Raw genomic sequence first — 24555 nt, 5'->3', positions numbered from 1 at the left:
TCGCGCCGCCGGGGAGACCGTAGAGGTCCGCTATCGCCGACGCCGCCCGGTACCGAAGATCGCACGACTGAACTCGCGACCGGCCGCGGTGGCCGCGGATCGCAGGAAGCTCTGCATCGGCTTGCTGGTCAGCACCTCGGTGAGGATGCCCGGCTCCTCGGGCTGCGGAGCCGGCACCGGCGCCGGAGCGGGCGAGGGTGCCGGGGCAGGCACCGGCGCCGGGGCATCCGGCGATTCACCCGGCGCGAGCGTCTTGGCGGTCAGTTTCTCGTAGGCGGATTCACGATCGATCGATTGACCGTACTTGGCGTACAGCGGACTCGCCTTGGCCGCGGCCGTGATGCCTTCGGCACCAACGGCATCCATCGACGAGCGCGGCGCGCGGATGACGGTCCAGGCGACCGGTGTGGGTGCACCCTTCTCGGACAGGACGGTGACGATCGCCTCACCGGTACCGAGCGACGTCAGGGCCTGGTCGAGCTTGTACACCTCCGAGACCGGATAGGTCTTGACCGTCTTGGTCAGTGCCTTCTGATCGTCGGGGGTGAACGCGCGCAACGCATGCTGTATGCGCGCACCGAGCTGTGAGAGCACCTCGTTGGGGATGTCGGTGGGCAGCTGCGAGCAGAAGAAGACGCCGACGCCCTTGGAACGGATGAGTTTCACCGTCTGCACCACCTGATCCTTGAACGCCTTGGAGGCATCGTCGAACAGCAGATGGGACTCGTCGAAGATGAAGACGAGCTTCGGTTTGTCCAGATCGCCGACCTCGGGCAGGAATTCGAAGAGATCGGCGAGGATCCACATCAGGAAGGTCGAGAACAAGGCCGGGCGGGCGGCCTGGGCGCCGAGTTCGAACAGGGTCACGATCCCGCGACCGTCCGGTGCGGTGCGCAGCAGATCGGCCGGCTCGATTTCGGGTTCCCCGAAAAAGGTGTCCCCGCCGTCGGCTTCGAGGTTGCTCAGGGCGCGCAGGATGACGCCCGCGGTCTGCGTGGACACCCCGCCGATCGCTTTCAGCTCCGGCTTGCCCTCGTCGCTGGTCAGATAGGCGATCACCGCGCGCAGGTCCTTCAGATCGAGCAGCGGCAGACCCTTGCCGTCGGCCCAGTGGAAGATCAAGCCCAGCACCGACTCCTGGGTGTCGTTGAGTCCGAGCACCTTGCTCAGCAGGATCGGGCCGAAGGAGGTGATGGTGGCACGCACCGGGACCCCGATCCCGGTCGAGCCGAGCGAGGTGAATTCGACCGGACAACCCGACGGCTGCCAGTCGTCGCCGGTTTGCGCGGCGCGGGCGGTGATCTTCTCGTTGGCGCTACCCGGATTGCTCAGTCCGGAGAGGTCGCCCTTGATGTCGGCCATCACCACCGGCACCCCGTTGGCCGACAGTTGCTCGGCGATCAGCTGCAACGTCTTGGTCTTACCGGTCCCGGTGGCGCCGGCGACCAATCCGTGGCGGTTCATCATCGACAGCGGGATACGCACGTGCGCGTCACTGACGACGGTGCCGTCGACGCTGACCGTTCCGAGTTCGAGCGCTGCGCCGGAAAACGCATAACCTGCGGCGATGGATACGGCGGACTGGGCGGGATCGGTCACTGTCGGGTCCTCTCGGGTACACAACGGGGGTTCTCCGACGCTCCGGTGAGAGCCGGGGCCGCAGACCATCACAAATGCACCGATCACGATAGTCGCCTCGGTTCCGGGTGGTCGGCATCTGCGGTTGGCTAAGGTTGACGGGTGCAGGACAAATTGGTGTGGATCGATTGCGAAATGACCGGACTCGAACTCGGATCGGACAAGTTGATCGAGATCGCGGCGCTGGTCACCGACGGTGACCTCAACATCCTCGGCGACGGCGTCGACGTCGTGATTCACGCCGACGACGACGCTCTCGCCGCGATGCCCGAGGTGGTGCAGAAGATGCACGCCGCCTCCGGCCTCACCGAGGAGGTCCGGCGCTCCACCGTCACGCTGGCCGAAGCCGAGAAGCTGGTGCTCGATTACCTGCGGACCCAGATCTCCGCATCCGGTGCGGTCCCCCTCGCCGGCAACTCGATCGCCACCGACCGCGGGTTCATCGCCCGTGACATGCCCGACCTGGACAGCTTTCTGCACTACCGGATGGTCGACGTCAGCTCGATCAAGGAACTGTGCCGTCGCTGGTACCCGAAGATCTACTTCGGCCAACCGGAGAAGGGCCTCGCCCACCGCGCCCTGGCAGACATCCGTGAATCGATCCGCGAACTCGCGTATTACCGAGCCGCAGCCTTCGTCGCGGCCCCCGGCCCCGACACCGATCGACTCCACCAGATCGTCGCCGATCTCGGCCCGGCCTGACTGCCACCCACCCGAATGCCCAGGTGAGAAAGCGATTGGTCTCGGCGCCGTCGATTCGCTAGAGTATGACCCTGGCTCTGGAACCCGGCGAGCGATCCTTGGTTCCCGACGCCGATGGTGGATGTAGTTCAGTTGGTAGAGCACCAGGTTGTGATCCTGGCTGTCGCGGGTTCGAGTCCCGTCATCCACCCCGAAACGAGAGCCGGAGTTGCCTGCCAACTCCGGCTCTCGCCGTGTCCGCACCGAGAAGAGCAGGGCACAATGGATGCCGTGACCGAGACGGCGTCTGTACCCACGCTGCGCGCCACCACCCCGTCCGGACCCTCCTCTCCGGCTGCCCCGCGTCCTTCGTCTCCGACGCGCTGGGGCGATCGTGACCAACGGCGCGCCGACATCCTCACCGCCGGTCGTCGCCTGTTGGACGGCGGCGGATACTCCGCGTTGCGTATGCGTGAGGTGGCCAAGGGCGCCGGGATATCCCTCGGTGCCGTCTACCGGTACTACCCCAACAAGGAGAGCCTCTTCGTCGCGCTGCATACTCGCCACCTTGCGGCGATGATGGACGACCTCGACGAACAGCTGCGGCAATCAACGGGATTCGTCGAGGCCTTCACCTATTTCGCCGCCGCCTACCGCACCGGCTTCCTCGCCTTCGGCCGCGACTTCGACGCGCAGAACGTGATCAACGACGACGCCCGGGTTCCCGCAGAACTCGTCGACGATCTCCGTGCGGCCATCGCCCGTATCCTGCGAGCCCTGCACGACACGCTCACCCGGTTCGGCTATACCGGTGACCCCGATCGCGCGATGACCCTGCTGTGGGCGTCGGTCAGCGGACTGGCCAATCACTACGCCACCGCCAGAGCAGAATTCGTCACGGTCGACTGGGACGCCGCCGTCTCGTTCGCCATCTCCACGTTGGCGTGCGGCCTCGGCCTCGACCCGACCCGCAGCTGAACGGCACGTTCAGAAGGTGTGCTCGGCCCCCCAGCCGATGGTCCGCACGATGGTGTCGGTGACCATCTTGACCGAGGGCACCTGCGGGCTCTCCTGCACGTAGTGGAGGCAGATCGCGACCAGTGCGGCCATCAGCAACGCTCCGGCGGCCTCCGGATCGACACGATCGTCCAGTAACCCCGCATTACGGCAGCGAAAGAGGTAGTCGGCGAGAATCTGCGCGAGACGGGAGAACGCTCCGGTGATGAACTGCAGTGCAGCCGAATCGATCCCGGAGGTGTCGAGGATGACGCTTGCGAGTCGTGCGCCCCGTTCCTCGGCATACATCGCCACCCGCGCGACCAGATGGGTGAGATCGGCGACCATACCCGCATGCGAGGAAGGGATCGGCGTCACCATGGCGACCAGTCCCCCGACGATCAGCAGTTCGCGGTCGAGCACCTGCTGCAGGCATTCGCGGCGATTGTCGAAGTAGTTGTAGAAGGTGCCGTATCCCAGCCCCGCGGTGGCAGCCACATCGGCGGGGCGGACCCGTCGGTACCCCTGCACGGCGTACAGTTCGAGCGCCGCGTCGAGCAGGCGTGACCGACGGTCGTGCGGGTGGTACACGGCCAGGTCCACACGGCGTTGTTCGTTCGTGAGCTCCGCCAAAGCCGTTTCCAGCGACTCGATTTCGGGTTCGCCGAAATCGGGAATCAGCCCTCGACGCAGCACAGCGTCGCAGGTCGCGGCAAACGCGTCCCGGGTGGTGCGGTTCGGGGTCGGCGCCGAGCGCGGCGACGCGGTGACCATCGCCACCAACACGACCAGCAGGGTTCGGGCGACGAGGTCGACCGAGTCCGGGTCCGCGACGATCCAGCCATGTTCGACCGCTCGCCGGATGCCCTCACCGATCCGGCCGACCGCCATCGCCTCGAGTCCGAGAATACGGTGACGGATCTCCACATCATTCGAACTACATTGGGCGACAATGAACTTCAGGACACGCGGCTGCGTGTCGACCAGGTCGAACCCACGCTGCACGATGATCTGGACCAGATCCACCGTCTGCGCGCGATCCTCGGGGAGCTGCGCGAGCGAGTCCGGATCGATCGCCGACACGAGAGTGACCACCGCTTCGTCGAAGGCGGTATCGAAGATCTCCTGCTTGTCGGCGAAGTGCTGGTAGACAGCACCGGTACTGATGCCGGCACGCCGGGCTATCGCCGAGACACTCGCCGCGTCGTACCCGTCCTCGCACAGAATGTCGAAGGCGGCCGCAGAGATGCGCTCACGCGCGGGCCGTGAATCCCGATGAGTCTTGTCCGCCTTCGTGTGTGCGGTCATCGACCCTGACGCCACCGCTGGATCTCGGCACCCATCTCGGTTGCGGGCTGACGGCCATCGATCCACTCCCGGATGATTGCGCCCCAGCGATTGGTCGCGTCGAGCTGTCCGAGAAGACCACACACGGCCAGGTCGGTACGACGCGAGAAAATGTGGTCGGTGGGCAACGCGGTGTGGCGGGTAGTGCTCAGATGCGCGGCACCCGGGACGAACAACGACGTGACGGCACGGCGCGCAACGTCTTTCGTGATCGTCACCTGATCCTCCGTCAGAAACCAAAATCCGATGTCGCTCATCATCGAGACGATGTCCGCCTCACCGACCGATCCGGCAGTGGCCATACCCAGATCCCGGCAATCGCGGTACGCATCATGGTATCGCCCCTCGATCAGCGCGCGAAGTACTCGTGTCTGGTCGGCGAGCGATTCGGCCGACATCCGAACGTAGAGCCCGAAGTCGATGAAACCCAGCCGGCCGTCGGGCAGACCGAGCACGTTTCCCGGGTGGGGATCGGCACAGAACTCGCCCGCCTCGTAGACCCCGCCACCGTAGAAGCGATAGATCGCTTCGGCCGCGTACTCTGCACGGTCCCGGTCACCGGCGACGATGTCGGCGAACTGCACACCGTCGAAGAACTCACTCACCATCACCCGCGCCGTACTCATCTCGGGGAACACACGCGGCACCTTCCAGCACGGATGATCGACGCACAGCGACCACGCCCTCGCCTGGTTGCCGGCCTCGGCGATGTAGTCGCACTCACGCGCGACCTCGGCGGCGATCTCGTCGATGATCGCGTCGAGATTCAAACCCGGCATGACCGGGCCGCCCACCTTCGCGAACAGCTTGAGGTTCTTGAGGTCGGCACGGACCGCCGAATCGATCCCGGGGTATTGCACCTTCACCACGACCGGCATCGTGCCGTCGAGCATCGCGAAATGGACCTGGCCGAGCGAGGCGGCCGCAAGCGGTTCGGGGTCGATGTCCAGTCGGCGCAGGCTGCGGCCGAGCTCGCGGGCAAGCACCTTCTCGATGGCCGACCACTCCATCGGCACCACCCCGTCGAACAGCGGCGCCAGACGGGCCGCGAACTCGTCGCGTGTCGCCCGGTTGGACAGACCGAAATCGAACAGGGCGATGATCTGTCCGATCTTGAGCGCGGCTCCCTTCATCGGGCCGAGCACTCGCACCAGATCATCGGCCAGCGACAGTATGGCCTCATCACGCTTGCGGACATTCGCATCGGCACTCCGCAACGGTGCCGTGGCACGCGTCGTCGTGGTTCGCACCGTGTGGCCGACCATCATTCGCCCGAGACTGTTGGCCCGCCGCAGGCGCCCTGCAGAGTCGCTCACCGGGCCGCTCCGCCGCCCGGCACCTGTGTCAGATGTCTCGCACCGCACTTCATGTGAATACATCTATCATTCTCCGACGTTGATGTGGACGAGTGTGGACCAACGCACAATCACCAATTGGTGACACTCAGTTCATTGCTAAGCGCGAAACAACTAGCCTCTCCGTCAGTACACGTCACTCCTGAACGGGAGTTCCATTCTTCGCGCTACACGGCTTTGATGAACCGGTTTGCGATAACACCATGGTGCGGTACTGTGCCTGACAGTCAGTTCAGCAGCGAGGCTCTGCACTGACGACCGTTGTTCGTGACGAACAACCACGCCGTCGTCACCTGGAGGGGAGGTGACGACGGCGCCTCACGAACCGCCGCCCGGCTCCGACCACACCGTCCGCATCCGGACCGATCAACGCCGATTCGTTGTTGTTCACTTTCATGCCCTAATCTGCGGCGCATGCTCGAGGACTTGAACAAGGCGGCCAAGAAGGTCGGCCTCAGTGTCGCCCCCGGTAAGAAGAAGGACCTCTACTCGGTGCGAAAGGTCAAGAACGGCAAGCTCGTGGCGAAGAACATCAGCCCCGATGAGGTCAAGGCACTGATCAAGGACCGCAAGTAGGGCTTTGCCCTCGACACTTCCTCGATAGTTCGTAATCACGTAATATCGTAATTGCGAGATTCGTCGTCGAAGGGGTGTCATGAAGAGCGCGATCATCATCACCGTCGTCACGATCGTCACGGTTCTACTGACCGAACTGACGGCCACCACCGATCGGCCGCTCGCGCACGCCGACATCCCGCTCACCGGCTGCCCGAGCACCACCACGTCGGACACCTCCACCGTTGCCGGCTGGCTCGGCTACATCGCGCGGCACCGCAACGATGTGGCCCTCGATCTGCAGACCCTCACCGGCGAGCGCATCGCGCTCAACCCCGACATCCGGTTCCCGACCGCCTCGGCGATCAAGATCGTGCACCTCGCCGCCTACGCCGCGGCGGTCGATGCGCATCGCGTGAACCCGCAGGACACCATCGACGTCGGTCAGTGGCAACGGTGGTACTTTCCCCTCGACGGTGGCGCACACCGAGAGGCGTTGCGCTACCTGGGAATCCCGCACACCGACAACGGATTCGCCCTCGATCGGAGCCGGCGGGTGACCTATGCGCAACTGGCCGACGTGATGATCCGCTTCTCCGACTCCGCGGCACCGGATCTGCTGCGCGCACACCTCGGTGACGACGCACTGCGGTCGGTGATGGATCGGTATGGCATCGACGGGCCCGTGCCCAGCCTGCTCGGCCTGTACCTCGGCATCGTCGACCCGGAGCTGCGGACCCCGGCCGACCAGGACCGGGCCGCGCGTCGGTTTCACGACGACCCGGCGATCGCCGCGTCGTATTGGGCACGGCTGGCCTCCGTCGACCGATCCGGCACCACTCGGGCTGCGTCGTCGATCACCGCGACGGCGTCGTCATTGACCTCGTTGGCGTCGGCCATCGCCGACGGCAGCTTCGGACCCGGGTCGGCGCTCACCCGCGGCGTTCTCGAGTTCCAGGGACGCCGACCCGACGGGTCGATCCTGGGCTTCAAGGGCGGCAGCCTGCCGGGAGTGCTCACCGAGGTCTTCGAGTATCACGCCCCCGATGGCCGGATCGCGGTCGGAACGATGATGGTACGCAACATGTCTCGCGCCGCGCGGGACCACGATCGCTTCACCCACCAACGCCTGCTCCTCGACGCCCTGACCGATCCCGACATCTCCACCGCGCTACGGTGCGTGGTGTGAGCGACGACCTCGAATCCGTGGTGCAGGCGTTGGCCGAACGTGTCGACCGCCTCGAAGCCCTCGTCGACGAACGTCGGGGCCCGGACGTCGGCGGCACCGACCCGACGACGGGGGCCGGCACCACCGCGTCGGTCGGGAGCCCGCCCACCTCCGACGAAGCGCTGCACGAGAACACGGTTTCTTATCAGGGCAGCGTCGACCTCGCAGGATCCATCCGGTGGCAGATCGGCTACGACGCACCCGCGATCCTCGATCTCCCCGCCGCCACCACGGCGGAGGTGTTCGCGGCGATGGGGCACCCCAGCCGCTTGGAGATCCTCCGAATCCTGTTGCGCCGTAACGCATCAGTGACCGAACTCCAGGCAGCCGGAGACTTCGGGACCTCAGGGCAGCTCTATCATCACCTGAAGATCCTCACCGCGGCGTCACTGGTGGTGAAAGCGGGACGAAACGAGTACGGCATCGCTGCCACACACGTCGTCCCGATCCTGGTCGCCCTGCTGAGCGCCGGGGACATCAGCGGCGTGCTGTGAACCCCACCTCCGCACATCGCGCCCGCTGCCAGGCGCTCGTCAGAGCGTCCGCGCGATGATCTCCTTCATGATCTCGTTGGTTCCGGCGTAGATCTTCTGGACGCGCTGATCGGCCCACATCCGGGCTATGGGGTACTCGTTCATGTAGCCGTAGCCCCCGAACAACTGCAGACATTCGTCGGCGACGACCATCGCACGGTCGCTGGTCCACCATTTGGCCATCGCCACGGTCGGGATGTCGAGCTTGCCGTCGATGTGTTTGGTGATGCAGTCATCGACGAAGACGCGTGCGATCCGGGACTCGGTCGCCACCTCGGCGAGTTTGAACTTTGTGTTCTGGAAGCCGAAGATGGGGCGCCCGAACGCCGTTCGGTCCTTCGTGTAGGCCAGCGTGTGCTGCAGTGCGGTCTCCATGCCGGCGACCGACGCGACGGCGATGATGAGGCGCTCCTGCGGCAGCTGCTGCATGAGCTGGATGAACCCCTGCCCCTCCTCGCTGCCGAGGAGGTTGCTCGTGGGCACGCGCACACCGTCGAAGAACAGTTCCGAGGTGTCCTGGCCGCGCTGCCCGACCTTGTCGAGCACGCGTCCTCGGCGGAAGCCCTCACGGTCGGCCTCGACGAGGATCAGGGAGATCCCCTTGGCGCCCTCGCTCGCGTCGGTCTTGGCCACGACGATGATCAGATCAGCTTGGGCACCGTTGGTGATGAAGGTCTTCGACCCGTCGATGACGTACTCGTCACCCTGCGCGATCGCCTTGGTCTTGACGTTCTGCAGGTCGGATCCCGTGCCGGGCTCGGTCATGGCGATGGCACCGACGACTTCACCGCTGGCCATCTTGGGCAGCCACGTCGTCTTCTGCTCCTCCGACCCGTACTGAAGCAGGTAGTGGGCGACGATGCCGTTGTGCAGACTGACGCCCCACGAGGAGTCGGCGATGCGCGCCTGCTCTTCGATGAGTACCGCTTCGTGGGCGAAGGTGCCGCCACCGCCCCCGTATTCCTCGGGAATCGACATGCACAACAGACCGAGTTCGCCGGCCTTGTTCCAGAGGTCGCGGTCGACGTGGTGCTGGTCGATGAACTTGTCGATATTCGGCTTGACCTCCTTTTCGCAGAAGCTGCGAGCAAGGTCACGCAAGGCGGTCAGGTCGTCGTTTTCCCAGGAAGAGCGTTCGCCCATGGTGGTGGAATCCCATCGTCGTCGAGAATCGTGTCACAGATGAGCGTAACAATCACCAATGGCATTGTCGTTTCGGGGCGCTGAGTTCAGGCATTGCCCTTCGACCACACCGCCCAGGGGATGTTCCAGTCCCCGAGTCCGTCGGTGCCCGAGAGCGTTCCGCCCACGGTGTTCTTCACGATGACCGGATCACCGCGCAGCGTGTTGTTCATGACCCACAGGGCGTTGTCCGGGCTCAGGTTCAGGCAGCCGTGACTGGTGTTGGTGTTGCCCTGGGCCCACACCGACCAGGGAGCGGAGTGAAAGAAGATGCCGCTGTAGGACATTCGGGTCGCGTAGTCCACGGGCGTGCGATAGCCGTCGGCCGAGCCGACCGGGACACCGTAGGTCGACGAGTCCATGATGATGTTGTCGTGCTTGTCCGAGACGAGATACACCCCGTTGTCGGTGGGGGTGGACTCCTTGCCCATCGACGTGGGCATGCTGCGGACAACCTTGCCGTCCTGGACAAAGGTGACCTGTTTGGTGTTGTCGTCAGCGGTGATGATCATCGACCGGCCGATCTTGAACGAGGACTTGAGATTCTCCTGGCCGAAGAGCCCGCCACCGAGGTCGATGCCGTAGGTGTTCACCGCGACGTCCACGGAGGTGCCGGGCTTCCAGTACTCGGCCGGACGCCAGCGCACCTCGGTGTCGCTGATCCAGTAGAAGGCGCCTTGCACCGGCGGATTCGTGGTGATCCGGATCGCGTTCTGCGCAGCGTGGCGGTTGGTGATCGCCTCGTCGAACTTCACCGCGACGGGTTGGCCGACGCCCACGGTCTCCCCGTTGTTGGGGGTCAGATAGGCCTGTGTGAGGTTGCTCGGCGCCCGCGTGGTGAACGAGACCTCTTTGGAGGTGGAGCCGCCGACCCCGGCCGCGTCGGCGGTCAATGTGTAGGTCCGGTTGTAGCCCAGCGGTTCTCCGCTGACCCACTCCGTGCCGTCTTCCGACAGGGTCCCGCGAACGGTGGAGCCGTCCGCCTTCCCGATGCGGACACCGGTCAGCGCGCCCTCGCTCGCCCGAACCCTGATCGGCGCGCCCGGCTGGATACCGACCGCGTTGTCGGCGAGCGTCTGCTCGTTCCATTCGGTGATCTCCACCCCTGGCTTGAGGAGGTCGTCGTAGAGCACCGAACTGCCGACGGCGTTGGAGTATTGCGGCTTCTGCGAGCACGAGGTCACCAGCGCGATGACCGCCACCAGAAGCCCACCGATCATCAACGATGACCGCAGCCGAGTCCGACCGTTCCCCATCTCACTCCCACCTGACGCCGATGCCGACCCACACACATCAGGGAGTCGGCGAATTCTGCACCAAGTGTACGAGATCTCGGATATGCCCGAGTTGTCGCGCCCGCGAGCCCGCCCGACCGAATGACACCTATCGACCGCGCCTGGACGGCACGCGCCTTGCCGATGGTGGTGTCAGGCGGGCGGTTGCGTCGTCGTCGCAGCGGTCGTGGTGGCCGCGCGGCGGCGACGGCGGAGTCGAATCCACAGAAATGCGCCGACGGCGAAGATCACCGCGGCGATGATCACGCCGACCAGGGTGCCCCCACGGAATCCCGGAGCCTCGACGTCGAGGATGCGCTCACCGGCATGCGCCCCACTCCCCCCGCCGGCAACGACGGTCAGGGTGAGCAGATTCGGTGTCGACGCGACGACGGCAAGCACGACGAACGCCAGCGCCCAGTACCGGGTCTGACCCCAGCGCCGGGCGCGCCAGGCGAGCGCCAGCAACAGGAGTGAGACGAGCGTGCACACCACCCCGAACGCGATGCCGTAGAAGCTGCCGGTGGTGATGCTCTGGCCGACCGCGGAACCGATCTTCTGCGACCACCAGCGCGGCAGGAACGCCGCCAGGATGAAATATGCGATGACCGCCAGCACGACGACCACGGCGATGGCGATGGTTTTGACCGCCCACGACGGGAGTCCACCCTGGCGCTTGTCGTCGGGCACCACGGTCGAAGGGTTGTCACTCATGGAGACATCGTTGCGCCCGGTGTCGCGATTGCCAAGTTCAACCCGCGAGACCGTGACCGCTTCGATACGCGTCGCCCCGGCTCGAACACCTGACCCGAGCCACGAAAAAGCCCCCGCGACTGGTCAATACCGGTCACGGGGGCTGTGCTGTGCGCCATCAGGGACTCGAACCCCGAACCCGCTGATTAAGAGTCAGCTGCTCTGCCAATTGAGCTAATGGCGCTTGGCGAACCGAGAGGAAACATTACATGACCGGTACCCGATCCATGAAATCGGCTGGTCAGAAGCGGTTTCCGCTCGGTGGTCGCATCATCCGTCGGTGGCGTTGCCCTTCTTCCACACCGACCACGGAATGTTCCAGTCACCGAGGCCGTCGTCACCCGGAAGGATCGGTCCCACAGCGTTCTTCACCGTCACGATGTCGCCACGCAAGGCGGTGTTGAGGAACCACTCGGCATTGGCGGGACTGACATTGAGGCAGCCGTTGCTCACGTCATCGACGCCCTGATCGCCGAGCGACCACGGAGCCGAGTGAATGTAGATGCCGCTGAAGGAGATTCGCGTCGCATCGTAGACGGTCTCGCGGTAGCCGCCCGGCGAGCTGACCGGCACGCCGTAGGTCGAGGAGTCCATGATGACGCTCGGATCGCGCTCGGCCACGATGTAGATGCCGTTGTTGGTGGGGCTCGAATCCTTGCCCATCGAGGTCGGCATCGTCCGCACGACCTTGCCATTGATGGACACGGTGATCATGTGGGTCTTGTCATCGGCGGAGGCGACGAGCGCACGACCGACGGTGAAGTCGGTGGTGAGGTTGTTGTCGCCGTAGACGCCGCCACCGAGGTCGATGCCCTTGGTGTTGACCTTGACGTTGACCTTGGTACCCGGCGTCCAGAAGTGTTCGGGACGCCAACGCACCATCGAGTCGTTGACCCAGTAGAACGCACCCTCGACCGGAGGGTTGGTGGTGACCTGGATGGCGCGCTGTGCGTTGAGCTTGTTGGTGACCGGCTGATCGAAATTGATCATCACCGGCTGACCGATACCCACGGTCTCGTTCTCGGCGGTCACCGTCGAGGCGGTGGCGGTCGATTCGGCGGAGGCGGTGCTGAAGGTCAGCTTCTTCGCACCCGCGCCGTCGACGCCCTGCGCCGCTGCGGTCAGCGTGTACTGGTCGTCGAAGTCCAATGGGCCCTTGGCGGTCCAGGTGGACCCGTCGGCGGAGACGGTGCCGGGCACCGGCCCGTCCGATCCGGTGACGACGACCGATCGCAGATTGCCGTCATGGGCGGTCACGGTCAGCGGTGCGCCCGGCATCACGCCCACCGCGTTGTCCTTCAGGGGCCGGTCGGCCCACCCGGTGACGGAGATACTCGGCTGCCCCAACGAACTCAACGCAGGCGCGTTCCCGGTGGCATCGGGATACGACGACGACGCCGTGCAACCGGGCAAAACGGTCGCGACGGCGCCGGCGGTGAGTACGAGGAGCGCGTTTCGGGCGTATGAGCCCCGCGCACGGGTCACCGTACGACCTTGCGAATGACGAGAACGACGACGACAGTCCCCACGCCGGCAAGCGTGTACTTGACGGCGGGCGTGTTCAAGAACGCGAGTGCGGCGCTCTTGGCGTCTCCGGCCAGGCGCTGCGGGTTGGCCCGCTCGGCCAGCGCGTCGAGTGTGTGGGCCAGGTCCTCGCGGGCTTTCGCGATGTCCTGCTCGATACGGTCGGTATCCCCGGCCACGTGGTCCTCCCAGGAATGGTCAAGAAAGATCAGCTCATGTGGCCCGGCGGACCACACTTCTCCCCCGACGCAACACGACCGCGCGAGGAGGAGTTCCCGGCGCGGAGCGGATGCGGTGCGAGCGGCCACACAAGGTTACGCCATGCCCGTCGGCGCCACTGCACATCGTCGGTCGGACATCGGACATCATCGACTAGCCTGAGCGTCATGTCAGACACACAACGCCTTGCCGTCGGAGACCCGGCACCGGCCTTCACCCTCCCCGACGCGCAGGGCAACCCGGTGTCGCTGGCCGACTACGCAGGCCGAAAGGTGATCGTCTACTTCTATCCGGCGGCGTCGACGCCCGGATGCACCAAGCAGGCCTGCGACTTCCGGGACAACCTCGCCGACCTCGGAGAATCCGGCATCGATGTGATCGGAATCTCACCCGACAAGCCGGCCAAACTCGCGAAGTTCGCCGACGCCGAAGGACTGGACTTCCCCCTGCTCAGCGACCCGGACAAGACGGTGCTGACGCAGTGGGGTGCGTTCGGTGAGAAGAAGCTCTACGGCAAGGTCGTCACCGGTGTGATCCGCTCGACCTTCCTGGTCGACGAGCAGGGCACGATCGCCCTGGCCCAGTACAACGTCCGCGCGACCGGGCATGTCGCCAAGCTGCGCCGCGACCTCGCGCTCGACTGAGCCCACCCCGACACCGCACCCGGACCGATGACCACCCAGCCTCTCGTCCCCCGCAAACGGCCCACGCAGGAGCGCAGCAAACGCAAGTTCTCCGCGATGCTCGCGGCTGCTCGCGAGTTGCTCACCGAGGTCGGGTTCGAGTCGCTGACGTGTGAGGAGATCGCCTCGCGCGCCGAGGTTCCCATCGGGACGCTCTATCAGTACTTCGCCAACAAGTACGTGATCGTGTGCGAACTCGACCGACTCGACACGGTCGCGGTCCGCGAGGAGCTCACCGCGTTCGCCTCCGAGGTGCCCTCGCTCGAATGGCCGGTGCTCCTCGAGAAGTTCCTCGACCACCTCGCCGCGTTGTGGCGCGACGACCCGTCCCGGCGGGCGGTGTGGTTGGCGGTGCAGTCGACCCCGGCCACCCGGGCCACCGCCTCGCAGAACGAACGCGTTCTGGCCGACCAGGTCTCGCGGCTGATCGCCCCGCTGACCCCGTCACAGCGGGCTCGGCGCGAGATGATGTCGCAGGTACTGGTGCACACGGCGTACTCGCTGCTGAGTTTCTCGGTGCAGGACGGCCACGACCATCCCGAGACGGTGACCGAGCTCAAACGCATGCTGGCCGGCTACCTGCTGCTCGAGGAGAGCACCAGTTCGGTCTGATCCACCGGTGCTCTGATCCACCGGTGCACTGATCCACCGGTGCTCGACGAGAAACGACGGCGGTCGGCATCGGCCCGACCGCCGTCGTCTGCTCGTCCCGTGCCTCGCGTGGAACGCCGGGCTCAGCCCGTGCCCTCCAGGATCGCGACCGCGGCGGCCGACGGGCCGTCATGGGTCAGCGAGATGTGCACCTGGGTGTCACGCAGGTGTTCGGCGATCTCCCCGGCCAGCCGGATGGCCGGACGCCCCCAGTTGTCGGTGACCACCTCGATGTCGCTGTGCCGGATCAACGGCAGCAACGGCGACCGGGCGAACCGGCTGACCGACCACGCCTTGACGACGGCCTCCTTGGCAGCCCACCGTGCCGCGAGGTGACGTGCGTCCTCACCGGTACCCGACGCCGCGTCGCGGCGCTCGCCGACGGTGAAGCGGTCGCCGAAGGTCGTTCCCGGCTGGGCCAATTGCTCGGCGAATTCCGGGATCGACACGACGTCGATCCCGACTCCCAACACCGCCATCAGATCGTGGCCGCGCTGCTGGAGGACGACACGTCTTGCGCCGCATCGGCATACGCACCCGACTCGCCCAGACGAATCGCCGGATCGAGGAGCACCTGAGCCTCGGCGTCGTGCTCGTCGCGGGTCTCGTCGAAGCGACGGTTGGCCGGACGACGGTAGGCGGCCTCGCCACCGCACATCGCCTCGAGCAACCGCTGGCTGCCCTTGCGCTCACGCTCGGCGGCACGACGGCGATAGTCCTCGCGCTCGGCCGGGTCCAGCGAGGCGATGAACGCCTCCGGATGTACGACCGCGATCAGGCCCGACACGTGGCCGAATCCGAGGCTGGTCAGCAGACCGGCCTTGAGCGGGAAGCGATCCCCGAGTCGCAGTGTCTCCCGCGCCCAGACCAGATGCGGGTAGTCCTTCATCTGCTCGTCGACGCAATCGAGACTGCGGTTCGGTGGGATGACGCCCTCACGCAACACCTGGCACAGTCCGATCAGCTGGAAGGCGGCGGCACCGCCCTTGGCGTGACCGGTCAGCGACTTCTGCGACACCACGAACAGTGGTGCACCGTCACCACGGCCGATCGCCGCGGCCAGCCGCTCGTGCAGCTCGGACTCGTTGGGATCGTTGGCGCGGGTGGAGGTGTCGTGCTTGGAGACGACGGCGACGTCGTCGGCACTGACACCCAGCGCCGCCAGCGCGTTGGCCAGTGGCGAGCTCAGCGCACCCCGTGCGGCACCCAGCGCACCGAGGCCCGGGGCCGGGATCGAGGTGTGCACGCCGTCGCCGAAGCTCTGCGCCCACGCCACCACACCGAGGACCGGCAGGCCCATCTGCGCCGCGACGTCGCCGCGGGCCAGCAGAATCGTTCCGCCACCTTGGGATTCGACGAATCCAACGCGTCGGCGATCGTTGGCCCGCGAGTAGCGGCGCTCGTCGATCCCCCGCGCGGCCATCTTCGCCGATTCCGCGGTCGCCGACATGTCACCGAATCCGACGATGCCCTCGATACCGAGATCGTCGAAGCCGCCGGCCACCGCGAACAGCGCCTTGCCGAGGCGGATCTTGTCGACGCCCTCCTCGACCGAGACCGCAGCGGTCGCACAGGCGGCGACCGGGTGGATCATCGCACCGTAGCTACCGACGTAGGACTGGACGACGTGCGCGGCAACGATGTTCGGCAGCGCCTCCTGCAGGATGTCGTTGGCCTTGGCCTCGCCGAGCAGGGTGTTGATGTAGAGCTCGCGCATCGAGGTCATACCGCCCATGCCGGTGCCCTGGGTATTGGCCACCAGACCCGGATGCACCCACCGCATCAGCTCGCTCGGGGTGAAGCCCGAGGAGAGGAACGCGTCGACGGTGGCCACGAGGTTCCACAACGCCACCCGGTCGATCGACTCGGCCATGTCGGCCGAGACGCCCCAGCGGGTCGGGTCGAACCCGGTCGGGATCTGTCCTCCGACGGTGCGGGTCAGGGCGAATCGACGCGGGACGCGGATCTCGGTGCCCGCCAGACGGGTCACCTGCCATTCGCCGGATTCCTCGTCGGCGACGACCCGGGTGCGCTCGGGATCGGCGGAGGCGAACGCGCGCGCCTCTGCTTCCGAGGACACCGTGAAGGTCAGATCCTCGTCGAGGAACACCGACGTGAGCAGCGGCGAGGTGCCCTCGACCATGGCGCCCTCGTCGGCGTAGCGGCGGATGCCGCATCGCTCGACGACCGCGTCGTGGTAGCGCTCGGCGATGTCGGCCTCGGCCACCGGATCACCGGATTCGGTGTCATACCAGCCCGGCTTGGGCGCGGTATCCCAGGTGATCAGCCCGGTGTTCCAGGCGAGTTCGAGAACGCCCGCGGCACTCAGCTTCTCGTCGACCTCCATCTCGAAGCGCGTGCGTGCCGACCCGTACGGGCCGAGCTCGCCGGCACCGACGATGACGACCATGTCCTCCGGACGCGAGTCGATCTTCGGCCACACCGGGCTCACGCCGCTCGCCGCGCGTGCCGGGGCGGGCAGGGCCGCGACGGTCACCGGTGCCTCGTCCTCGGCCGACTCACCGGTCTCGTCCTCGTCGGCGGCCTGTGCGGCCAGTGCCTTGAGGTCGATCGACGGATCGAGTCCACCGGTGAAGTCGGCGGTCACCGCAGCCTCCCGCGCCGCGGCCCGGGTGGCCGGATCGCAGAGGCCCAGCAGATTGTCGGCCATCTCGTCGGTGGTCCAGGTTCGCACGCCCGCGGCTTCCACCGCGGTGACCATTCCGTCGTTGTGGCCCATGAGTCCGGTGCCCTTGACCCACCCGATCAGCGCATGCGCCAGGGTGGTCTTCGAGCCCCACGATTCCTCTGCAGCCCAACGGGTCACGAGGGCGTCGAGCGCTGCCTTGCTCTCGCCGTAGGCGCCGTCGCCGCCGAACATGCCACGGTTGGGCGAGCCGGGCAGCACCACGTGCAGACGAGCGGCGATGTCGTGGTCGGCACCGATCTCGGACAGACCGGCGATCAACCGCTCCACCGACCACAGCAGCACCTTCATCTCCAGCTCGGCGCGACCGCCGGCGTCGGTGAGGTCACCGGCGACGCGGGGCGCGGCGAACGGGAACAGCAACGTCGGCTTGATCGCCGGCTTCACCACGGCGGTGGTCCCGCCGAGGTTCTCGGTCTGTTCGCTACCCAGCCACGACACCAGCTCGTCGACGTCGGTGTAGGCGGCCATGTTCGCCGGGGCGACCCACAGCGCGGCGTCGTACCGGGCGTTCTCGCGATAGAGCTTCTTGTAGAAGGCCAGTCGCTGCGAGTCCAGTCGCGAGGTGGTCGCCACCACCGTGGCGCCGCCGGCCAACAGCCCGGCGACGACCGACGCGGCGATCGACCCCTTGCTGGCACCGGTCACCACAGCGACCTGATCGGCCCACCGGCCCTGTCCGGGCTCTTCGGCGACATGCGCGATGGTCCCGAAAGCGCGCTCGTGCACCAGGTTTCCCGCGGCCAGCGCCTTGCCCTGCCACCAGGTGGCGTGCTGGGCGACGGTGTGCCCGGAACCGGCGAAGCGTGCGGTGAGCGCGTCGAAGTCGGCGTCCAGCTCATCGGCGTCGGTGAGCCAGATCCGCACCAGATCCTCACGCGTGGTCGCCCAGCGGTCGTCGATGAGGACGACCTTGGCCTCGTCGAAGGCCGGTGCGACGGTGCGCGCCCAGTCCGAACCCAGCTCGTCGCTGACCCGCTGCGCCAGAACCGCATTGGGGTCGTCGGCGGTCTCGGGGGTCGAGACCTCCTCGGTGAGACCGAGTTTGGAGAGCATGGTGTAAGCGGCCGACGCCAGCGCACCTGTGCGACCGGTGATCTGCTCGGTGAACTCACCGAGCGCAGCCGCATCGACCGTTGCGCCGCCACCGGACTCGGCTGCCGGCTTGGCCACGGCGATACCGCGGGAGGCGCCGACCGCCGCGACTGCACGGTCGATCAGCGCGTCGAGACCGTCAGCGTTCGCGACGGCACCGTCGAGGAGGTCGCCCAGATCGCCACCGCGGACGCTGGCGCCCTCACGGGTGCCCAATGCGAGCGCGACCTGGGTGTGCAGACCCCAGCCCGGGCCCAGTTGCCACACGCCGGTCACCCGGTCGGTGATGTAGGACTGACGCTTGCCGGTCGGGCCGATCACCTTGCGGATCTGATCGCCGACCGCGTCGGTCAGCACGGTGCCCAGCGGGCGGTACCCGCGGGCCAGGCTCTCCACCGTCGAGGCCAGTGCAGCCATGTCGGCTTCGGCGGCACCGTCGATGGCGCCGAGACCGAGCTCTCCGCCGATGTCGAGGAGCAACTGGTTACGACGCGACGACACGCCGTCGCACAGCGCCTCGATGGTGTCGGCGGCACCGATCTGATCGGTCCGCATCTTGGTCCACAGCGCGATGACGGACTTGACCGCGTCGGCCGGGCCGAACGAGATGTCGTCGGGCCGCGGGCCGCTCGCCGCAGCGGGGGCGGCAGCCGGCGCTGCAGGTGCAGGAGCGGCGGCGGCCTCGGCCGCCGGGGCCTCGCTCGGTGCCGACTCGGCGGGTTCGTCGTCCTCGGGCTCGGGTCCGGAGTCCTTGGCCAGGATCACATCCGAGTCGCGCTCGAGGTTGCACACCTCGGTGGTCGCCGAGTCGTATCGATCGAGTTTGAGGGTATTGGTCGCCAGACCCGCGAGGGTCGGGGCGCCCTTCAGGCCGATCTCGACGAAGCGTTGCACACCGAGCCCGTCGCGGTCGGCGCCGGAGAACAGCAGCTCCTGGGTTTCGATCCAGCGCACCGGGCTGGCGAACTGCCACGCCAGCAACTCGATGAGCACCACGCGTGCCAGTTTCGCCGGCTGCGCGGCCCACGAATCCCAGTCCGCGAGAACCTCGTTCAGCGGGTCGGACGGAACCAGATCGGCGATCTCGGCGACGAAGTCGCGGCCGAGATTGAACATCCGCGGCACCAGGTTCGGGATGTAGTGCCCGATGAGGATCGACGGATCGAATTCCTCGGGAAGCAGCGCGTCGAGCTTGCCGCGGAATTCCGGCACGCCGGCACGCAGCACCGTCGAGTGGAACGGCACGTCGATGCCGGGCACGATGATGAACGAGCGCTTGCCGCCGAATTCGATGCGGCGACGCTCGATCTCCTCCTCGAGTCGCTCGAGGCCGCGCACGGTGCCGGCGATCGCGTACTGCGAACCGAGCAGATTGAGGTTCACGACCTCGAGGAACTCACCGGACTCGGCGCCGATCTGCGCGACGAAGTCGGTGACCTCGGCGTCGTCGAGCCCGAACTGGCTGGGCCGGATGGCGGCCATCCGATAGTCACTGCGGCCCTGATCATCTCGGGGCACCAGGTGATGCATGGCCTCGCCACGCTGGAAGACGACCTCGAGCACCGCCTCGAGCGGCAACACTCCCGCGCAGGCCGCGAGCGCGTTGTACTCGCCGACGGAGTGACCGCAGGTGATCGCACCCTCGACGAAGCCGCCGGATTCCTTGAGCTCGGCGATCTGTGCCACACCGAGGGTCGCCATGGCGACCTGGGTGAACTGGGTCAGGAACAGCACACCGTCGGGATGGTTGTAGGTCGTCCCGTTGGCGATCAGGGTGGTCGGGTTGTCACGGACCACCGCGAGGATCGAGAAGCCCAGTGCGGCACGGGTGTGCTTGTCGGCGCGGTCCCAGATCTTGCGTGCGGCCTTCGAGCGTGAGCGGGCGTCGAGACCCATGCCCTTACTCTGGATGCCCTGCCCGGGGAAGGCGTAGACGGTACGCGGCGCGGCCAGCAGACCGGTGGCGCTCATCACGAGGTTGTCGCCGACCTTGGCGGTGACCTCGACGATCTCGCGGCCGGCGTCCATTCCGACCCGGTCGGCGCGGACGGTGATCTCGTCGCCGGTTCGCACCATGCCCAGATACCGTGCGGTCCAACCGATCAGCGGTCGCGGTGATGGAATCGGGTTCTTGGCATCGGTGGCGGTGAGCACCTGCTGCGCCGCCGCCGACAGCCACATGCCGTGCACGATCGGGTCACCGAGGCCGGCCAGCCGCGCGGCGGCGGAGTCGGTGTGGATCGGGTTGCGGTCGCCGGAGACCGCGGCGAAGCCGGTCATCCGCTCCGGTGCGGTGATGGTCGCGGTGCGCAGGGTCTTGCGGGTCGCCGAGCCCTCGTCGTCGAGCGCTCCCCCGGCGCGTGCCGGGTCGGCGAGTTCGGCCGAGCCGAGTCGTCCGCGGATCGCGAAGCGCTCGGTCATCACGGCGACCTGCTTCTGTCCGTCGATCACCTCGACCTGCACCTGCACGACGCGACCGACCTCGGTGTCGGAGACCGGGCCACCGGTCGCGATCACGGTGAGTTGAGTTGCCTCCGTGGGGATCTCACCCACCAGGTGCACCGCGTGATCGAGGTGAACCAGGTCGAGTAGACCCTCGACGACCGCTCGGCCATCCTCGGTGGTGGCTGCGCCGATGACACTGAACACGCTCGGCCAGCAGGCACCGACGAGGGTGTCGGGAACGGCGAAGCCGAAGGGCTCGGCCGGGGTGGTCGGATGCAGATGCGGGGGCAGGGTGTAACCGGTGACCGCGGCGTGGTCGGCGACCGACTCCGGCGCCCAGGTGACCGTGGTGCGCGAGACGCCGTCGGCGACCTCGGCCAGCGATCCGCCGGCGGCGACGGTGAGGATCTCCCGCATCGCGGTCGAGGCATCGTCGGCGAGGACCAGCGGGGCGCCACCGTCGGCGAGCGAGGCGTCGACGTGCAACGGGATGCGCACCGACGCGCTCGAGATCGGGATGACGAGGTCGAAGCGCTCGTCGTCGATCCGCTCCAGCACCGAACCGGTCGGCTCGTGCTCGGCGCGGACATCCGAGAGCACCGACCACTTGTCCCGATCACCCAGCCGCGCAATCGGACTCGGAACCATGCGGCTCGCCCAGCAGACGTCGTCGGCTTCCAGGACGCTGGTCAGACGACCGGCGTCGGCGGCCAGTCCGGCCTGCTTGCGGGAGTCGATGACGCTCGGCTGCACGCCGGTTGCGCCGAGGTCGGTGACGACCTGCGCCTCGAAACGGTCCAGCAGGTCACCGATGGGCTCGTCGACACGGGTGATGCCGGCGACGGCCACCGGCCCCGGGATGATGCACACGGCCTCGGCCGGGTAGCGGGCATCGTGGGCCTGCCACAGCGAGTCGCTGCGCCACCACCGGCGGACATCCTTGTCGATGACGGGCACGAAGTTGACCGGCTTGCCCGGGGTGCGGCACTGATCGAGGAAGAACGCGACGTCGGCGGGGTGCAGGACGTCGACCTCGACCTCGGGGTACACGCCGATGAGGGCGTCGATCGCGGCGTGCGCGTCCTCGACGGTGGTGACATCGGTGAACATGGTCGGGATCTCACCCGAATCCACCGGGTTCATCCGGGCCTCGGTGCGGCGCAGCATCTCGATGAAACGCTGCTTCCAGGTGATGTCGGCCCACGGCAGTTGCTCGTCGTCGGGCGCACCCACGGCCAGGGTGGCATAGCGCTCGAGCCAGGCCCGATAGGTCATCTCGGCGACGTCGCCGAAGTAGGGCTTGGCGGTGGGGGCCATCGCGGCGATGATCTCGTCGCGCCGCGCCGCGACCGCGTCGGCGTCGCCGGCGACCTCGTCGAGCAGGCGTCCGCACGCGGAGGCGGCATTGTCGATCTCGTGGATGTCGGCACCGAGTTGGCTACGGCCCGAAGCCATTCCGGCGGTGGCACCGCCGGCGCCGATCCACTCGTCGCAGCCGACTGTGTCGACCAGCAGTTGCTTGACCTCGGGAGCCGTGGTGGCCTCCTTGGCCGCCATCGCAGCGGTGCCGACGAGGATGCCGTCGAGCGGCATCAGCGGGTAACCGTGCTCGGCGGCCCAGTGCCCGGTCAGATACGCGCTGGCACGTTCGGGGGTGCCGATGCCGCCGCCGACGCAGACCACGACATTGGGTCGGGCACGCAGCTCGCCGTAGGTGGCCAGCAGCAGATCGTCGAGGTCTTCCCACGAGTGGTGACCACCGGCGCGGCCACCCTCGATCTGGACGATCACCGGGTGGTGGGGCACCTCGGCGGCGATGCGGATCACCGAGCGGATCTGCTCGACGGTTCCGGGCTTGAAGGCAACGAAACGCAGTCCGGCCTCGACGAATTCGTCGACGAGCGCCACGGCCTCGTCCAGTTCGGGGATCCCGGCCGAGACGATGACGCCGTCGATCGGGGCACCCTGGGCGCGAGCCTTCTGCACGAGGCGCTTACCACCGAGCTGTAGCTTCCACAGGTACGGGTCGAGGAACAGCGCATTGAACTGCGCCTGCCGTCCCGGCTCGAGCAGGTCGGTCAGGGTCGCGACGTTGTCGGCGAGGATCTGCTCGGTCACCTGCCCACCACCGGCGAGCTCGGCCCAGTGTCCGGCGTTGGCAGCGGCGGCGACGATGGCCGGATCCACGGTGGTCGGGGTCATGCCGGCGAGCAGCATCGGCGAACGCCCGGTGAGCTTGGTGAACGCGGTCTCGACGACCTTGCGACCGTCGGGGAGTTCGGCGAGGGTCGGCGCGAACTCGCTCCACGGGCGGGCAACCTCGGGGATACCGCCGGGGCTGAACAGGTTTCGTTGTCCACCGCGCGATGCGGCGGCGACCAGACCGACACCCTGGCCGCGAACGAGCGGGGCCGAGAGCCGGGTGGCGAGGTCACCGGGACCGAAGTCGAGAATCCACCCGACACCGGTGCCGAGGGTCTCCTCGACGGTGCCCACCCAGTCCACGGTGGCGACAAGGATGTCGTGGGCGTGCCGCACGGCGAGATCGACGTCGATCCCACACTGCTCGGCCCACTGCCCGACGAGTTCGACCGCACCGGCCATGGCCGGATGGTGGAAGGCGACACTGACCGACAGATGATCGAAGGAGGGGGCGAACGGCGCGCCGCCGGTGACCTTGCGCTTGCGCTCATCGGCCTCTGCCGCGGCGACCTTCTCGCACAGTGCGGTGAAGGCACGCAGGTGGCGCGGCGCGCCGGACAGCACGACCGCGGTGCGGCTGTTGCGGATCGCGATGACCGGGGCGTTGTCCTGCTCGGCGGCGGCGAGCTCGGAACGGTACTGCGCGAGAAGCGTTTCGATGCGCTCGGGCCGGACGCCGGTCACCGCGAGCATCGGCGAGCCCTCACTGGTCGTGGCCAGCCCGCGACGACGCGCGACGATCGTGCCCGCGGCACCGATGAGATGAGCAATCGCCAGCAGCAGACCCTGACCCGACTCGGCCACGTGACCTTCGGCCCCGATGGCGCCGGTGGCCAGCGAGCCCTGGGAATGTCCGATGACGGCCCGCGGCGCGGCCTGAGCGGTGTCGAGGCCCTGCTTGCGCAGCGACTCGATCGCGGCGAGTTGGGTGAGCAGCACGCCGGGGCCGGACAGCGTGAAGTCGGCGAGGTCGGCGTCCGACGGTGCGGGCTCGCCGGCGTCGAGGGCGTGGGCCCACGCCATCGGGTGAAATCCGTCCGGCCGGGCGATCGTGATCTGCTCGGCGACCGGCTCGACGAGGCGTTCGGCCGCGTCGACGACGCCGGCCACCCGATGCTCGAGGTCGGCGTCGATCACCAGCTCTGCCAGGGTCGGCAGCCAGGCTGCTCCCTGACCGCCGAAGCTGACCGCGTAGGGCTCGCCGGCGAGGAGGCGATCGATGAGCGCCTGGGTGGGGCGGCCGGTGGTGGTCCGGTCTGCTCCGGTGCGATGGTGATCGACGGTCACATGAACTCCTGTGGTTGTGTCCGGTTGTCGTACGACCCGTGACCGCACCCGCTGACGGGCACGCGTCATCGCCACCGGTGCCCGACGTGGGCCGGGCCGGTAGAGTGGTCGCGATGTTTCTGAACACGCCTGTGTGACACCGTCTTTGGTGTGGCGTTCTCAGCAGTGAGATATCGCCGACGTGTTCGTGGCACTCATCA

The 24555-nt window shown here is 67.2% G+C and carries 17 protein-coding genes and 2 tRNA genes; 8 read left to right on the top strand and 11 right to left on the bottom strand.

What is annotated here, in order from left to right; all coding sequences use genetic code 11:
- Positions 1-30: 30 nt before the first annotated feature.
- On the bottom strand, positions 31-1599 hold the full coding sequence (locus AC5ZH6_RS10215) for a helicase HerA-like domain-containing protein (RefSeq protein WP_165776288.1): 1569 nt from the start codon (positions 1597-1599) through the stop codon (positions 31-33).
- 141 nt (positions 1600-1740) lie between these two features.
- Between AC5ZH6_RS10215 and orn the strand changes: the two genes are divergently transcribed.
- The 3 genes from orn (at position 1741) to AC5ZH6_RS10200 (ending at position 3297) form a co-directional block, all read left to right on the top strand.
- Positions 1741-2340 carry an oligoribonuclease gene (gene orn, locus AC5ZH6_RS10210; RefSeq protein ID WP_006371225.1) on the top strand — a complete coding sequence of 200 codons (600 nt, stop codon included), beginning with the start codon at positions 1741-1743 and terminating at the stop codon, positions 2338-2340.
- Positions 2341-2457: 117 nt separating this feature from the next.
- Positions 2458-2530: transfer RNA gene (locus AC5ZH6_RS10205), tRNA-His, on the top strand.
- 80 nt (positions 2531-2610) lie between these two features.
- The gene (locus tag AC5ZH6_RS10200; protein ID WP_165776287.1) at positions 2611-3297 is read left to right on the top strand and encodes a TetR/AcrR family transcriptional regulator; all 687 of its coding nucleotides are present in this window, start codon (positions 2611-2613) and stop codon (positions 3295-3297) included.
- A 9-nt stretch (positions 3298-3306) separates the two neighbouring features.
- On the opposite strand, the gene AC5ZH6_RS10195 is transcribed toward AC5ZH6_RS10200, so the two are convergent.
- Together AC5ZH6_RS10195 and AC5ZH6_RS10190 are read right to left on the bottom strand one after the other, a co-directional pair.
- A complete protein-coding gene (locus tag AC5ZH6_RS10195) occupies positions 3307-4623 on the bottom strand; it encodes a TetR/AcrR family transcriptional regulator (protein ID WP_020171593.1) in 1317 nt (438 codons plus the stop codon).
- Positions 4620-5978 (bottom strand): ABC1 kinase family protein, encoded by a 1359-nt coding sequence (locus AC5ZH6_RS10190; RefSeq protein WP_496168993.1) that lies wholly within the window; start codon positions 5976-5978, stop codon positions 4620-4622. The genes AC5ZH6_RS10195 and AC5ZH6_RS10190 overlap by 4 nt, the downstream gene beginning before the upstream one ends.
- Before the next feature lie 453 nt (positions 5979-6431).
- Here AC5ZH6_RS10190 and AC5ZH6_RS10185 point away from each other — a divergent pair, with 453 nt between their 5' ends.
- The 3 genes from AC5ZH6_RS10185 to AC5ZH6_RS10175 all read left to right on the top strand — a co-directional run bounded on the left by AC5ZH6_RS10185 (position 6432) and on the right by AC5ZH6_RS10175 (position 8294).
- Positions 6432-6593, top strand: coding sequence for a hypothetical protein (locus tag AC5ZH6_RS10185; protein ID WP_006371221.1), 162 nt, complete (start codon positions 6432-6434; stop codon positions 6591-6593).
- Positions 6594-6672: 79 nt separating this feature from the next.
- A complete protein-coding gene (locus tag AC5ZH6_RS10180) occupies positions 6673-7761 on the top strand; it encodes a serine hydrolase (RefSeq protein WP_094600402.1) in 1089 nt (362 codons plus the stop codon).
- Complete coding sequence (locus AC5ZH6_RS10175; protein ID WP_020171596.1) at positions 7758-8294, top strand: ArsR/SmtB family transcription factor; 537 nt, start codon at positions 7758-7760, stop codon at positions 8292-8294. Before AC5ZH6_RS10180 ends, AC5ZH6_RS10175 begins: the two co-directional genes overlap by 4 nt.
- Positions 8295-8333: 39 nt before the next feature.
- On the opposite strand, the gene AC5ZH6_RS10170 is transcribed toward AC5ZH6_RS10175, so the two are convergent.
- From AC5ZH6_RS10170 to AC5ZH6_RS10145, 6 genes are all read right to left on the bottom strand, one after another.
- Positions 8334-9476, bottom strand: a complete 1143-nt coding sequence (locus AC5ZH6_RS10170; protein WP_020171597.1) for an acyl-CoA dehydrogenase family protein — start codon at positions 9474-9476, stop codon at positions 8334-8336.
- A gap of 86 nt (positions 9477-9562) precedes the next feature.
- A complete protein-coding gene (locus AC5ZH6_RS10165) occupies positions 9563-10771 on the bottom strand; it encodes a L,D-transpeptidase (protein WP_094600401.1) in 1209 nt (402 codons plus the stop codon).
- A gap of 171 nt (positions 10772-10942) precedes the next feature.
- Positions 10943-11503 carry a permease gene (locus tag AC5ZH6_RS10160; RefSeq protein ID WP_496168992.1) on the bottom strand — a complete coding sequence of 187 codons (561 nt, stop codon included), beginning with the start codon at positions 11501-11503 and terminating at the stop codon, positions 10943-10945.
- A gap of 150 nt (positions 11504-11653) precedes the next feature.
- Positions 11654-11726: transfer RNA gene (locus AC5ZH6_RS10155), tRNA-Lys, on the bottom strand.
- An 86-nt stretch (positions 11727-11812) separates the two neighbouring features.
- Complete coding sequence (locus AC5ZH6_RS10150; RefSeq protein ID WP_006371215.1) at positions 11813-13027, bottom strand: L,D-transpeptidase; 1215 nt, start codon at positions 13025-13027, stop codon at positions 11813-11815.
- Positions 13024-13245 (bottom strand): DUF3618 domain-containing protein, encoded by a 222-nt coding sequence (locus tag AC5ZH6_RS10145; RefSeq protein WP_014359686.1) that lies wholly within the window; start codon positions 13243-13245, stop codon positions 13024-13026. The genes AC5ZH6_RS10150 and AC5ZH6_RS10145 overlap by 4 nt, the downstream gene beginning before the upstream one ends.
- Positions 13246-13452: 207 nt before the next feature.
- Here AC5ZH6_RS10145 and bcp point away from each other — a divergent pair, with 207 nt between their 5' ends.
- Positions 13453-13929 (top strand): thioredoxin-dependent thiol peroxidase, encoded by a 477-nt coding sequence (gene bcp / locus AC5ZH6_RS10140; protein WP_006371213.1) that lies wholly within the window; start codon positions 13453-13455, stop codon positions 13927-13929.
- A 27-nt stretch (positions 13930-13956) separates the two neighbouring features.
- Positions 13957-14580, top strand: a complete 624-nt coding sequence (locus AC5ZH6_RS10135) for a TetR/AcrR family transcriptional regulator (protein WP_006371212.1) — start codon at positions 13957-13959, stop codon at positions 14578-14580.
- 122 nt (positions 14581-14702) lie between these two features.
- Here the strand turns inward: AC5ZH6_RS10135 and acpS are convergent, their stop codons facing one another.
- Together acpS and AC5ZH6_RS10125 are read right to left on the bottom strand one after the other, a co-directional pair.
- Positions 14703-15098 carry a holo-ACP synthase AcpS gene (gene acpS, locus AC5ZH6_RS10130; protein ID WP_006371211.1) on the bottom strand — a complete coding sequence of 132 codons (396 nt, stop codon included), beginning with the start codon at positions 15096-15098 and terminating at the stop codon, positions 14703-14705.
- Complete coding sequence (locus AC5ZH6_RS10125) at positions 15098-24355, bottom strand: type I polyketide synthase (RefSeq protein ID WP_288437434.1); 9258 nt, start codon at positions 24353-24355, stop codon at positions 15098-15100. The genes acpS and AC5ZH6_RS10125 overlap by 1 nt, the downstream gene beginning before the upstream one ends.
- Between the last annotated feature and the right edge of the window lie 200 nt (positions 24356-24555).

This window comes from Gordonia sp. YC-XJ4 (assembly GCF_059511865.1).
The sequence above is the reverse complement of the archived record's forward strand: the minus strand, read 5'-3'. Positions and strand labels throughout refer to the sequence as shown.

Bases quoted from the DNA above. Each gene is read 5' to 3' on its own strand.
- bcp (WP_006371213.1), top strand. From the start codon at position 13,453: ATGTCAGACACACAACGCCTTGCCGTCGGAGACCCGGCACCGGCCTTC.
- AC5ZH6_RS10180 (WP_094600402.1), top strand. From the start codon at position 6,673: ATGAAGAGCGCGATCATCATCACCGTCGTCACGATCGTCACGGTTCTA.
- AC5ZH6_RS10185 (WP_006371221.1), top strand. From the start codon at position 6,432: ATGCTCGAGGACTTGAACAAGGCGGCCAAGAAGGTCGGCCTCAGTGTC.
- AC5ZH6_RS10160 (WP_496168992.1), bottom strand. From the start codon at position 11,503: ATGAGTGACAACCCTTCGACCGTGGTGCCCGACGACAAGCGCCAGGGT.
- AC5ZH6_RS10170 (WP_020171597.1), bottom strand. From the start codon at position 9,476: ATGGGCGAACGCTCTTCCTGGGAAAACGACGACCTGACCGCCTTGCGT.
- AC5ZH6_RS10195 (WP_020171593.1), bottom strand. From the start codon at position 4,623: ATGACCGCACACACGAAGGCGGACAAGACTCATCGGGATTCACGGCCC.
- acpS (WP_006371211.1), bottom strand. From the start codon at position 15,098: ATGGCGGTGTTGGGAGTCGGGATCGACGTCGTGTCGATCCCGGAATTC.
- AC5ZH6_RS10165 (WP_094600401.1), bottom strand. From the start codon at position 10,771: ATGGGGAACGGTCGGACTCGGCTGCGGTCATCGTTGATGATCGGTGGG.
- AC5ZH6_RS10135 (WP_006371212.1), top strand. From the start codon at position 13,957: ATGACCACCCAGCCTCTCGTCCCCCGCAAACGGCCCACGCAGGAGCGC.